Genomic DNA, 12,031 nt, shown 5'->3' with positions numbered 1-12,031 from the left:
GGGGGGGGGGGGGGGGGGGGGGGGGGGCGCGGCGCGGGCGGCCCGCCCCCCCCCCCCCCCCCCCCCCGCCCCCCCCCCCCCCCCCCCCCCCCCCCCCCCCGCCCGGCCCGGCTCAGCCCAGCGAGGTCACCCAGTTGCGCAGCAGCTGCGCGCCCGCGTCGCCGGACTTCTCGGGGTGGAACTGGGTGGCGGCCAGCGCGCCGTTCTCCACGGCGGCCACGAAGCGGGCGCCGTGCTCGGCCCACGTCACCCTCGGCGGCTCGACGAGGCCGCCGGTGGTGTCGACGAGCTCGAAGCGCTGCACGGCGTAGGAGTGCACGAAGTAGAAGCGCTCGTCCTCCACGCCGTCGAAGAGCACCGAGCCGGACGGCACCTGCACCGGCGTCCAGCCCATGTGCGGCACGACCTGCGCGGGCAGGCGCTCGACGGTGCCCGGCCACTGGCCCAGACCGTCGGGCAGGCCGTCACCGGGCTCGGTGGAGGTCTCGAACATCACCTGCAGGCCCACGCAGATGCCCAGGACGGGGCGCCCGCCGGCCAGGCGCTTGTCGACGATGCCGGCGCCGTCGATGGCGTGCAGGCCGGCGTTGACGGCGGCGAAGGCGCCCACGCCGGGCACGAGCAGCCCGTCGGCCTCCAGGGCGGCCCTCCTGTCGGCGGTCAGCTCCACGTCGGCGCCCACGCGCTCCAGGGCGCGCACGGCGGAGCGGACGTTGCCGAAGCCGTAGTCGAGGACGACGACCCGCCTGCTCACAGGGCCCCCTTGGTGGAGGGCACGCCCTGCACGCGCGGGTCGGGCTCGACGGCGTAGCGCAGCGCGCGGGCCAGGGCCTTGAACTGGGCCTCGACGACGTGGTGGGGGTCGCGGCCGGCGAGGACGCGCACGTGCAGGGCGATCTGCGCGTGGAAGGCGAAGCTCTCCAGCACGTGGCGGGTCAGCGAGCCGGTGAAGTGCCCGCCGATGAGGTGCAGCTCCTGCCCGGCGGGCTCGCCGGTGTGCACGCAGTACGGGCGGCCGGAGACGTCGACGACGACGTGCGCCAGCGCCTCGTCCAGCGGGACGGTGGCGTCGGCGAAGCGGCGGATGCCGCGCTTGTCGCCCAGCGCCCGGCGGAACGCCTGGCCGAGCACGATGGCGGTGTCCTCGACGGTGTGGTGCACGTCGATGTGGGTGTCGCCCTTCGCGCGCACCGTGAGGTCCATCAGCGAGTGCTTGCCCAGGGCGGTGAGCATGTGGTCGTAGAACGGCACCGTGGTGTCGATCTCGGTGCGCCCGGTGCCGTCGAGGTCGAGCTCGACCAGGACGCTGGACTCGGACGTGCTGCGCTCCACGCGCGCGGTGCGGCTCACTTCTTCTCCCCGTCGACCTCGGTCAGCGCCCGTCGGAACGCCGCCATCTCCTCCTGTGTTCCGATGCTCACCCGCAGCCAGCCGTCGGGGCCGGTCTCGCGGATGAGCACGCCGCGCTCCAGCAGCCCCTGCCACACCGCGTGCCGGTCGGCGAAGGTGCCGAACAGAGCGAAGTTCGCGTCCGAGTCGGCGACGCGGTACCCGTTGCCGCGCAACCACTCCACGGTCTCGTCGCGGCGCGCGCGCAGCTCGTCGACGGTGGACAGCAGCGCGGCGGAGTGCTTCAGCGCCGCGCGCGCGACGGCCTGCGTGACGGCCGAGAGGTGGTACGGCAGCCGCACGATGCGCAGGGCGTCGACGAGGGCGGGGGCGGCGGCGAGGTAGCCCACGCGCGCGCCGGCCAGCGAGAACGCCTTGCTCATGGTGCGCGAGACGGCCAGGTTGCCGTGGGCCGGCAGCAGCTCCAGCGCGCTGGGCACCCCGGTGCGGCGGAACTCCCCGTACGCCTCGTCGACGACGACGACCGCGCGCTGCGGCAGGGCGTCGGCGGCCTCGAGGACGGCCTCGACCGTGGACAGCGGCAGCGCCGTGCCGGTGGGGTTGTTCGGGCTGGCCAGCAGCACCACGGAGGGGCGGTGCTCGGCGACCTGGGCGCGGGCGTGCTCGACGTCGAGGGTGAAGTCGTCCGCGCGCCGGCCGGTCACCCAGCGGGTGAGGGTGTCGCGGGCGTACTCCGGGTACATGGAGTACGTCGGCGCGAAGCTCAGCGCGGTGCGGCCGGGACCGCCGAAGGCCTGCAGCACGTGGAGCATGACCTCGTTGGAGCCGTTGGCGGCCCACACCTGCTCCGGGCTCAGCTCCGCGCCGGACTCGGTGCGCAGGAACGCGGCGAGGTCGGCGCGCAGGTCGAGGAACTCGCGGTCCGGGTAGCGGTTCAGGCCGCCGGCGGCGCGGGCGACGGCCTCGGCGACGTCGGCGACGACCTCCGGGGCCACCGGGTAGGGGTTCTCGTTGACGTTGAGCACCACCGGCACGTGCAGCTGCGGGGCGCCGTAGGGGTGCTCGCCGCGCAGGTCCTCGCGCAGCGGGAGGTCGTCCAGGGCGGTCCCCCGGGCCGGCGGGCGCGTGGTGTCGGTGCTCACGGCGGCATTCTCCCAGAGCGCCGCGGCCGCGCCGACCGCCCGGCCGCCTAGCATCGGAGCGGTGAGCACCCCCCTGGCGCGCCGCGCCGCCACCGCCCTGACCTGCCTGGCGCTGGCCGCCGGGGCCGCCGCCTGCAGCGCCGGCACGGAGGGCGGCACGCGGGCGGAGTGCACCCTGGACGGCTGCACGGTGACCTTCCCGCGCACCGGGCAGCCGGAGGTGTCGGTGCTGGGGGTGCAGGCGCGGCTGCTGGAGGCCGGGGACGACTCGGTGCGCCTGGAGGTGGCCGGCCAGGAGGTCTCCCTCGACGTGGGCACCGAGGCGCAGGTGGCCGGCTTCACCGCCGGCCTGGACCGGCTGACCGACACCGAGGCCGTCGTCGTCCTGCGGCGCTGAGCGCCCCGCAGGACCCCACGACCCCCTCCGGCGCGTCAGCGCCCGCCGGGGCCCTCCCGGCCGTCGTCGTCACCGGGGTCACCGGGGTCACCGGGGGAACCCGGGGCGCCGGCGTCGCCGCGCCCGTCGTCCCGGCGGAACAGCTTCCAGAACGCGCCGATGCGGCTGCCCTCGCCGCCCTGCGCCGCGCCCGCCGCCTCGGCGGGGTCGACCCTGCCCAGGACGATGCGCTGCACCTCGTCCGGCCACACCGACAGCAGCAGGCCCGGCTTGGGGTCCGGGCCGCGCTGCCCGGCGGTCCAGCTCTGCCCCTCGATGGACTCCTCGCGCACCGTCAGCAGCAGCACCTCCGCCTGGCGCACCACCGCCGACAGCGCCTGCGCGTCCTGCTCGCCGGTGGCCGGGTCCTCGGTGACGAGCACGCAGCCCACCCCGCGCACCGGCACCACGTGCGCGCGCACCCCGGCGACCGTGCACACCTCGGCGAGCTTGCGGGCGGCGGCCACCGGGACCACGAGCACCGAGCGCAGCGGGGGCTTGGGGCCGAACTCGCGCTGGAAGGCCGCGTCGAAGTCGAAGTCCTCGCCCAGGCCCTCCAGGGGCTCCTCGCCCGGGCCGCCAGGCCCGCCCGGCCCGCCGGGGCGCTCGCTCACGCGAACCTCGCCGTGACGGCCTGCCCGTGCGCGGGCAGGTCCTCGGACTCCGCCAGCGCCACGACGTGCCCGGCGACCTCGCGCAGCGCGGCCTCGTCGTAGTCCACGACGTGCACCGGGCGCAGGAACGTCTGCACGCTCAGGCCCCCCGAGTGGGTGGCGGTGCCACCGGTGGGCAGCACGTGGTTGGAGCCGGCGCAGTAGTCGCCCAGCGAGACCGGCGAGTGCGCCCCGACGAAGACGGCCCCGGCGTTGCGCACCCGGGCCGCGACCGCGCGCGCGTCGGCGGTCTGCACCTCCAGGTGCTCGGCGGCGTAGGCGTCCACGACCGCCACGCCGGCGTCGACGTCGTCGACGAGGACGACGCCGGACTGGCTGCCGGCCAGCGCCTCGGCGATGCGGGCGGCGTGCTTGGCGGCCGGCACGAGCTCCACCAGCGCCGCGTCCACCGCGTCGGCCAGGGCCCGGGAGGGCGTCACGAGCACCGCGGCGGCCATCGGGTCGTGCTCGGCCTGGCTGACCAGGTCCGCGGCGACGTGCCGGGGGTCGGCGGTGTCGTCGGCCAGGACGGCGATCTCGGTGGGCCCGGCCTCGGAGTCGATGCCCACCACGCCCTGCACGTACCGCTTGGCGGAGGCGACGTAGATGTTGCCCGGGCCGGTCACCACGTCCACGGGGGCCACGACGACCTCCCCGTCCGCGCCGCGCGCGCCGTAGGCGAACATCGCCACCGCCTGGGCGCCGCCGACCGCGTACACCTCCCGCACGCCGAGCAGCTCGCAGGCGGCCAGGATCGTCGGGTGCGGCAGGCCGCCGTGGTCCCGCTGCGCCGGGCTGGTCACCGCGATGGAGGCCACCCCGGCCTCCTGGGCGGGCACGACGTTCATGACGACGCTGGAGGGGTACACGGCCCGCCCGCCGGGCACGTACAGGCCCACCCGCCCCACCGGCACCCAGCGCTCGGTGACGGTGCCGCCGGGGGCCAGGCGCGTGGTGGTGTCGGTGCGGCGCTGGTCGGCGTGCACGAGGCGGGCGCGGCGCACGCTCTCCTCCAGGGCCGCGCGCACCTGCGGGTCCAGGGCCGCCAGGGCGCTGCTCAGCGCCTCGCGCGGCACCCGCACGTCGCTCAGGCGCACCCCGTCGAAGCGCTCGGTCAGCTCCACCAGGGCGGCGGTGCCGCGGGCGCGCACGTCCTCGCAGATCGGGGCGACGGTGGCCAGCGCGGCGGCCACGTCGACCTCCGCGCGCGGCACCAGCGAGCGCAGCGCCACCGCGTCGAGGGTGCGCCCGCGCAGGTCGGTGCGGCGCAGCGCGGGGACGGTGCCCGCGGCGGGCAGCGGGGCGTCGGGCTGGGCGGCTGGGGTCACGGCACGAGTGTACGGAGGGCGGTGCCGCCCGCCGCCGCGCGCCACCGCGGCCCTAGACTCCCCCGGTGCCCCAGCGCCTGCCCCTCTTCCCGCTCGGCAGCGTGCTCTTCCCCGGGCTCGTGCTGCCGCTGAACGTCTTCGAGCCGCGCTACCGCCGCCTGGTGCAGGACCTCGTCGCCGAGGGGGGCGAGGGCCCCAAGGGCTTCGGCGTGGTCGCCATCCGCGAGGGCCACGAGGTCGGCGAGGGCAACGCGCGGGCCCTGCACGAGGTCGGCTGCGTGGCCCTGCTGCGCGAGGTCAGCGAGCTCGACGACGGTCGCTACGAGATCGTCACCGTCGGCGCCACCCGCTTCCGCCTGGTCGGCCTCGACGGCGCGGCCGGCACCCCGTACCTCACCGGGCTCGTGGAGCCCTACGGCGAGGAGGAGGCCGAGGACGAGGAGGCGCCGGTGCCCGCCGACGTCGCCGCCCTGGCCGGCGCGGTGGAGCGCCGCTTCGCCGCCTACCGCGAGCAGCTGGGCATCGGCGGGGCCACCGCCCCGGCCGACCCCTCGGTGCTGTCCTACCTCGTGGCCGCCGCGGCCGTGCTGCCGCTGGCGGAGCGGCAGCGGCTGCTGGAGGCGCCGGACACCCGGGCGCGGCTGACGGAGGAGCTGGCGCTGCTGAAGCGGGAGACCGCCCTGGTCGCCGCGCTGGGCACCGTGCCGGCCTCCGAGCTGCCCGGGGAGGCGCCCAACCTCAACTGACCACAGCCGCCGAGCCAGAGCCGCCGAGCACCGGGAGGGACCGTGGCCAAGCGCCGGCGCGCCGAGGCGGGCACGCCCGCCCTGAGGGTGCTCGCCGAGCTCGGCGTCGCCCACACCCCGCACCCGTACGAGCACGACCCCGCGAGCACCGCCTACGGCGAGGAGGCCGTGCGCGCGCTGCGCGCCAGCGGGCTGGACGTCGACGCCCGTCGGGTGCTCAAGACGCTGCTGGCCGACGTCGACGGCCGGCTCGTGGTGGCCGTGGTGCCCGTGGCCGCCGCGCTGGACCTCAAGGCCCTGGCCGGCGCGGCCGGCGGCAAGCGGGCGGCGATGGCCGACCCGGCGCGCGCGCAGCGCTCCAGCGGGTACGTCCTGGGCGGCATCAGCCCGCTGGGGCAGAAGAACGCCCTGCCCACGTTCGTGGACTCCTCGGCGGCCGGGTTCGCCACGGTGCTCGTCAGCGCCGGGCGGCGCGGCCTGCAGGTGGAGCTGGCGCCGGGCGACCTGGTGGCGGCCACCGGTGCCGCGCTCGCGCCGATCGCGCGCGGCTGACCGGGCGGCTCAGCCGGCCGCGCGCACCCAGTCGACCAGCGTGGCCGACAGCGTCACCAGGGCCACCACGCAGCTGAGCACCAGCGGCTGCACGAGCACCACCGCCCAGGCGTAGACCGACACGTGCGCGGGGTCGGCGGGGTCCGCCGGCGGCAGCGCGCCCGCGACGGCGACGGTGAGCAGCGCTCCCGCCAGCGCCCCGGCCAGGCCCGCCACCAGCACCGGGACCGGGCGCTCGCCGGCGCGCCGCAGCACCACCAGCCCCGCCACCAGGCCCACCGCGGCGGTCAGGACGGCGAAGGAGCCGTCGCGCGCGACGGGGTACTGGGCGGTGGAGGTGACCACCGGCTCGCCGACCAGCCAGGCGGCCGGGCGGCGCGCCAGCGCCCACCAGGCCGCGCCGAGCAGCGCGCCCACCGCGGCCTGGCCGAGCAGCAGGCCCAGCGGCAGGCGCAGCCCGGGCGCCGCGGCGGCCGGCGCGGCAGCGGGCGCCTCGCCGGTGGCGCCGCCGGCCGCGCGCGTCAGGCGAGGCACGTCGGCCCGAGCAGCGCCTTGAGGTCGCCGAACAGCGCCGGGCTCGGCGTCACGCGCAGCGCGTCGTCCAGCCGCATGAGGGTGCCCGAGCCCCCGCCGGCCCTCGTCAGCCGCAGGCGCACCTCGGTGGTGCCCGGGTGCGTGGTGAGCACGTCGCGCAGGCGCTCCACGACCGGCGGGGTGCAGCGCGCCGTGGGCAGCGAGACGGTCACCGGCAGGCCGTCGGTGGCGCTGACGTCGGGCACCTGCAGCTCGGAGGCGTAGATCGTGGGCACCTCGTCGCGCCGGTTCAGCCGGCCCTTGACGACCACGACGAGGTCCTCGGCCAGCAGCGGGGCGACGGTGAGGTAGGACTGCGGGAAGAACAGGCACTCGATGGCGCCCTCGAGGTCCTCCACCGTGACGATGGCCCACTGGTTGCCCTGCTTGGTCATCTTGCGCTGCAGGCCGGTGATCATGCCGGCGACGGTGATCTGCGAGCCGTCCGGGCGGGACTCGTCCGCCGTCAGCGAGGCGATGGAGCAGTCCGAGGCGTTGGCCAGCAGGTGCTCCAGGCCGAACAGCGGGTGGTCGGAGACGTACAGGCCGAGCATCTGCCGCTCGTGCGCGAGCAGCTCGCCCTTCTCCCACTCCGGCAGGTCGGGGATCTCCACGGTGAACCCGGCCCCGCCGGCCTCGCCGTCGCCGCCGCCGAGGCCGGCGAACAGGTCGAACTGGCCGATGGCCTCGTTGCGCTTGACGTCCACGACCGCGTCGACGGCGTCCTCGTGCTTGGCCACGAGGGCGCGGCGGCGGTGCCCCAGGGAGTCGAAGGCGCCGGCCTTGATGAGCGACTCGATGGTGCGCTTGTTGCACACCACCGCCGGCACCTTCGTCAGGAAGTCGGTGAAGGACTCGTAGCGGCCCTTCTCCGCGCGGGCGGCGACGATCGCGTCGACGACGTTGGCGCCGACGTTGCGGATCGCGGTGAGGCCGAAGCGGATGTCCTTGCCCACGGGGGTGAAGTTCGCGCTGGACTCGTTGACGTCCGGCGGCAGCACCTGGATGCCCATGCGGCGGCACTCGTTGAGGTACAGCGCCGACTTGTCCTTGTCGTCGCGCACGCTGGTGAGCACCGCGGCCATGTACTCGGCCGGGTAGTTCGCCTTCAGGTACGCCGTCCAGTAGGACACCAGCCCGTACGCCGCCGAGTGCGCCTTGTTGAAGGCGTAGTCGGAGAAGGGCACCAGGATGTCCCACAGGGACTTCACCGCGGCGGCGGAGAACCCGTTCTCCTTCATGCCGGCCTCGAAGCCGACGTACTCGGCGTCGAGGACCTCGCGCTTCTTCTTGCCCATCGCGCGGCGCAGCAGGTCGGCCTTGCCGAGCGTGTACCCGGCGACCTTCTGCGCGATCGACATGACCTGCTCCTGGTACACGATCAGGCCGTAGGTGGTGGAGAGGATCTCCTTGAGGGGCTCCTCCAGCTCCGGGTGGATCGGGGTGATCTCCTGCTGGCCGTTCTTGCGCAGCGCGTAGGCGGTGTGCGAGCCGGCGCCCATCGGGCCCGGGCGGTACAGCGCGCCCACGGCGGAGATGTCCTCGAAGTTGTCCGGGCGCATCAGCCGCAGCAGCGAGCGCATCGGGCCGCCGTCGAACTGGAACACGCCCAGGGTGTCGCCGCGCCCGAGCAGCTCGTAGGTGGCCGGGTCGGTCAGCTCCAGGGACTCCAGGTCGACGGGGTCCTTGCCGTTGAGCTCGACGTTCTTCAGGGCATCGTCGAGGATCGTGAGGTTGCGCAGGCCCAGGAAGTCCATCTTGACCAGCCCGAGCGTCTCGCACGTCGGGTAGTCGAACTGGGTGATGATCGCGCCGTCGGCCTCGCGCTTCATGATCGGGATGAGGTCGATCAGCGGCTCGGAGGACATGATGACACCCGCGGCGTGCACGCCCCACTGGCGCTTCAGGCCCTCCAGCCCGCGGGCGGTGTCGACGACCCGCACGACCTCCGGGTCGTTCTTGTAGAGATCGCGGAACTCCCCGGCCTCGGAGTAGCGCTTGTGGTTCGGGTCGAAGATGCCCGACAGCGGGATGTCCTTGCCCATGACGGCCGGCGGCATCGTCTTGGTGATGCGGTCGCCCATGGAGAAGGGGAAGCCCAGCACCCGGGAGGAGTCCTTGACGGCCTGCTTGGCCTTGATGGTGCCGTAGGTGACGATCTGGGCGACGCGGTCGGTGCCGTACTTCTCCACGACGTACTGGATGACCTCACCGCGCCGGCGCTCGTCGAAGTCGACGTCGAAGTCGGGCATCGACATGCGCTCGGGGTTCAGGAAGCGCTCGAAGAACAGGCCGTGCCGCAGCGGGTCCAGGTCGGTGATCTTCATGGCGTAGGCGGCCATCGACCCGGCGCCGGAACCGCGGCCCGGGCCGACCCGGATGCCGTTCTCCTTGGACCAGTTGATGAAGTCGGCGACGACGAGGAAGTAGCCGGCGTACCCCTTGGAGGTGATGACCTCGATCTCGTAGTCGGCCTGCTTGCGCACGTCGTCCGGGATGCCCGCGGGGTAGCGCTGGGCCAGCCCGCTCCAGACCTCCTTGACGAACCAGCTCTCCTCGTCCTCCCCGGGCGGGCAGGGGAAGCGCGGCATGTACGCGCCGGTCGACTCGGTGAACTCCACCCCGCAGCGCTCGGCGATGAGCAGGGTGTTGTCGCACGCCTCGGGGTGGTCGCGCCACAGGTGGCGCATCTCCGCGGGGCTCTTGAGGTAGAACTCGTCGGCGTCGAACTTGAAGCGCTTGGGGTCGGCCAGCGTGGAGCCGGACTGCACGCACAGCAGCGCGGCGTGCGCCTGGGCGTCCTCGGCCTTGGTGTAGTGCAGGTCGTTCGTGGCGATCAGGGGCAGGTCGAGGTCCTTGGCGAGCTTGAGCAGGTCGTCCTGCACGCGCTTCTCGATGTCCAGGCCGTGGTCCATCAGCTCGCAGAAGAAGTTGCCCGCGCCGAAGATGTCGCGGAACTCCGCCGCCGCGGCGCGCGCCTCGTCGTACTGGCCCAGGCGCAGGCGCGTCTGCACCTCGCCGGAGGGGCAGCCGGTGGTCGCGATCAGGCCCTTGCCGTACGTGCTGAGCAGCTCGCGGTCCATGCGGGGCTTGTAGAGGAAGCCCTCCAGGGAGGCCAGCGAGCTCATCTTGAAGAGGTTGTGCATGCCGGTGGTGTTCTCCGCCAGCATCGTCATGTGGGTGTACGAGCCCGATCCGGAGACGTCGTCGCCGGGGCGGGTGCCCTGGTCGCCCCACTTCACGCGCGTCTTGTCCTGGCGGGCCGTGCCCGGCGCCAGGTACGCCTCGACGCCGATGATCGGCTTCACGCCGTGCTTCTTGGCGGTCTTCCAGAAGTCGTAGGCGCCGAAGACGAAGCCGTGGTCGGTGGTCGCCACCGCCGGCATCCCCATGGCCGCGGCCTCGCGGAAGAGGTCGTCGACCTTCGCCGCACCGTCGAGCATCGAGTACTCGGTGTGCACGTGCAGGTGGGCGAACGAGTCGGCGGATGCCATGGTCAGGCGCCTCCTGGAGCGGTGCAGCGGGGGTGGTGCGGGAACGATGGTAGGCGCCCGCGCCGACGGGCGCGGGCAGCCCCGCCGCCCGCGCCGGGCGCGGTGCGGGCCGTCGCGCGGGCCGTCGTGCGGGCCGCGCAGCGCGGCGGGGCCGCGGGTCAGTCGGCCAGGCGCTGCAGGGCGGTGGCCAGGTCGTCCGGGTAGGAGCTGGTGAACTCCACCGGCTGCCCGGTGCCCGGGTGCTCGAAGCCCAGCCGCACCGCGTGCAGCCACTGGCGCTGCACGCCCAGGCGGGCCGCCAGCGTCGGGTCCGCCCCGTACGTCAGGTCCCCCACGCACGGGTGGCGCAGCGCGGAGAAGTGCACGCGGATCTGGTGCGTGCGCCCCGTCTCCAGGTGCACCTCCACCAGGGCCGCGGCGCGGAAGGCCTCCAGCACCTCGTAGTGCGTCACCGACGGCTTGCCCTCGGCCGTCACGGCGAACTTGTAGGCCCCGCCGGGGTGCCGGCCGATGGGGGCGTCGATCGTGCCGCGCAGCGGGTCCGGGTGGCCCTGCACGACCGCGTGGTAGACCTTGTCGACCGTGCGCTCCTTGAAGGCGCGCTTGAGGGCGGAGTAGGCCTGCTCGCTCTTGGCCACGACCATCAGCCCCGAGGTGCCCACGTCCAGGCGGTGCACCACGCCCTGCCGCTCGGCCGCCCCCGAGGTGGCGATGCGGTAGCCGGCGCCGGCCAGGCCGCCGACCACCGTCGGGCCGGTCCAGCCCGGGCTGGGGTGGGCGGCGACGCCCACGGGCTTGTCGACGACGACGAGGTCGTCGTCGTCGTGCACGACCGTCAGGCCCTCGACGACCTCGGCGACCACCGTCGGCGCCGACGGCGGGTCCGGGACCTCGACCTCCAGCCAGGCGCCCGCGCGCACGCGGTCGGACTTGCCGGCCGGGGAGCCGTCGATGAGGACGCCGCCCGCGGCGGCGATCTCCGCGGCGCGGGTGCGGGACAGGCCCAGCAGGCGCGAGAGGGCGGCGTCCACGCGCTCGCCCTCCAGGCCGTCCGGGACCGGCAGGCTGCGCGACTCAGGCACGGGACCCCTCCCCCGCACCGCGGGCGCGGCTCGGCTCGCGGGTGCCGTCCAGGCCCACCCCGCGCAGCGACAGCACGGCGATGAGCACGGCCGCCGCGCAGATGCTCGCGTCGGCCACGTTGAAGATCGGCCAGCGCGGCAGCTCCAGGAAGTCCACCACGTGCCCGCGGGCGAAGCCGGGCTGGCGCAGCAGGCGGTCGGTGAGGTTGCCGGCCGCGCCCGCCAGCAGGAAGCCCAGGGCCAGCGCCCAGCCGGTGCTGCGCAGGCGGCGCACCAGCCACAGGACCACGACGACCACCGCGACCGCCACGACGGTGAAGACCCAGGTGGCCCCGGTGGCGAAGCTGAACGCCGCCCCGGGGTTGCGGATCAGGTGGAACTGCAGCAGCTCCCCGACGAACGGCTCGCGCACGCCCGGCTCGAGGTGGGCCACGGCCAGCACCTTGGTCACCTGGTCCAGCGCGTAGACGAGCGCGGCGAGGGCGAGGGCCCGGGAGGTGCGGCGCGGGTGCGCGGCGGGCGGCGGGGAATCGGTCATGGCGGCACGAGTCTCCCACGAGCGCGCCCGGCGCCGTCCCGCGCTCCCGGGGGGGGGGGCGGGGGGGGGGGCGCCGGGGGGGGGGCGGGGGCGGGCGCGCCGCGCGGCGGGGCCGTCCAGCAGAGAGTTAAGCTGCC

12 protein-coding genes are annotated in these 12,031 nt (G+C 75.1%); 3 read left to right on the top strand and 9 right to left on the bottom strand.

What is annotated here, in order from left to right; genetic code table 11:
• Positions 1-112: 112 nt before the first annotated feature.
• The 3 genes from hisH to ACRYR7_RS20625 are packed head-to-tail and all read right to left on the bottom strand — an operon-like array spanning position 113 to position 2,492.
• A complete protein-coding gene (gene hisH, locus ACRYR7_RS20635) occupies positions 113-754 on the bottom strand; it encodes an imidazole glycerol phosphate synthase subunit HisH (protein WP_432573984.1) in 642 nt (213 codons plus the stop codon).
• A complete protein-coding gene (gene hisB, locus ACRYR7_RS20630) occupies positions 751-1,350 on the bottom strand; it encodes an imidazoleglycerol-phosphate dehydratase HisB (protein ID WP_432573983.1) in 600 nt (199 codons plus the stop codon). Before hisB ends, hisH begins: the two co-directional genes overlap by 4 nt.
• The gene (locus ACRYR7_RS20625) at positions 1,347-2,492 is read right to left on the bottom strand and encodes a histidinol-phosphate transaminase (protein WP_432573982.1); all 1,146 of its coding nucleotides are present in this window, start codon (positions 2,490-2,492) and stop codon (positions 1,347-1,349) included. Before ACRYR7_RS20625 ends, hisB begins: the two co-directional genes overlap by 4 nt.
• Positions 2,493-2,553: 61 nt before the next feature.
• Between ACRYR7_RS20625 and ACRYR7_RS20620 the strand changes: the two genes are divergently transcribed.
• The gene (locus tag ACRYR7_RS20620; protein WP_432573981.1) at positions 2,554-2,889 is read left to right on the top strand and encodes a hypothetical protein; all 336 of its coding nucleotides are present in this window, start codon (positions 2,554-2,556) and stop codon (positions 2,887-2,889) included.
• A 35-nt stretch (positions 2,890-2,924) separates the two neighbouring features.
• On the opposite strand, the gene ACRYR7_RS20615 is transcribed toward ACRYR7_RS20620, so the two are convergent.
• On the bottom strand, positions 2,925-3,542 hold the full coding sequence (locus ACRYR7_RS20615; protein WP_432573980.1) for a hypothetical protein: 618 nt from the start codon (positions 3,540-3,542) through the stop codon (positions 2,925-2,927).
• The gene (hisD, locus tag ACRYR7_RS20610; RefSeq protein WP_432573985.1) at positions 3,539-4,852 is read right to left on the bottom strand and encodes a histidinol dehydrogenase; all 1,314 of its coding nucleotides are present in this window, start codon (positions 4,850-4,852) and stop codon (positions 3,539-3,541) included. The genes ACRYR7_RS20615 and hisD overlap by 4 nt, the downstream gene beginning before the upstream one ends.
• Positions 4,853-4,974: 122 nt before the next feature.
• On the opposite strand from hisD, the gene ACRYR7_RS20605 reads away from it, so the two are divergent.
• Positions 4,975-5,655, top strand: coding sequence for an LON peptidase substrate-binding domain-containing protein (locus ACRYR7_RS20605; protein WP_432573979.1), 681 nt, complete (start codon positions 4,975-4,977; stop codon positions 5,653-5,655).
• 42 nt (positions 5,656-5,697) lie between these two features.
• A complete protein-coding gene (ybaK, locus tag ACRYR7_RS20600; RefSeq protein WP_432573978.1) occupies positions 5,698-6,207 on the top strand; it encodes a Cys-tRNA(Pro) deacylase in 510 nt (169 codons plus the stop codon).
• 9 nt (positions 6,208-6,216) lie between these two features.
• Here ybaK and ACRYR7_RS20595 read toward each other — a convergent pair whose 3' ends face one another.
• The 4 genes from ACRYR7_RS20595 to lspA form a co-directional block, all read right to left on the bottom strand.
• Positions 6,217-6,741 (bottom strand): hypothetical protein, encoded by a 525-nt coding sequence (locus tag ACRYR7_RS20595; protein WP_432573977.1) that lies wholly within the window; start codon positions 6,739-6,741, stop codon positions 6,217-6,219.
• Positions 6,729-10,274: a DNA polymerase III subunit alpha gene (gene dnaE, locus ACRYR7_RS20590; RefSeq protein ID WP_432573976.1), complete on the bottom strand. Its 3,546-nt coding sequence runs from the start codon at positions 10,272-10,274 to the stop codon at positions 6,729-6,731. Before dnaE ends, ACRYR7_RS20595 begins: the two co-directional genes overlap by 13 nt.
• Before the next feature lie 158 nt (positions 10,275-10,432).
• Positions 10,433-11,356, bottom strand: coding sequence for an RluA family pseudouridine synthase (locus tag ACRYR7_RS20585; RefSeq protein ID WP_432573975.1), 924 nt, complete (start codon positions 11,354-11,356; stop codon positions 10,433-10,435).
• On the bottom strand, positions 11,349-11,894 hold the full coding sequence (gene lspA / locus ACRYR7_RS20580; protein ID WP_432573974.1) for a signal peptidase II: 546 nt from the start codon (positions 11,892-11,894) through the stop codon (positions 11,349-11,351). Before lspA ends, ACRYR7_RS20585 begins: the two co-directional genes overlap by 8 nt.
• Positions 11,895-12,031 lie beyond the last annotated feature (137 nt).

It is taken from the genome of Kineococcus gurbantunggutensis, from assembly GCF_050871925.1.
Taxonomy (GTDB): domain Bacteria; phylum Actinomycetota; class Actinomycetes; order Actinomycetales; family Kineococcaceae; genus Kineococcus.
The sequence above is the reverse complement of the archived record's forward strand: the minus strand, read 5'-3'. Positions and strand labels throughout refer to the sequence as shown.

Excerpts from the sequence above, each read along its gene's own strand:
- dnaE (WP_432573976.1), bottom strand. The coding sequence starts at position 10,274 with ATGGCATCCGCCGACTCGTTCGCCCACCTGCACGTGCACACCGAGTAC.
- lspA (WP_432573974.1), bottom strand. The coding sequence starts at position 11,894 with ATGACCGATTCCCCGCCGCCCGCCGCGCACCCGCGCCGCACCTCCCGG.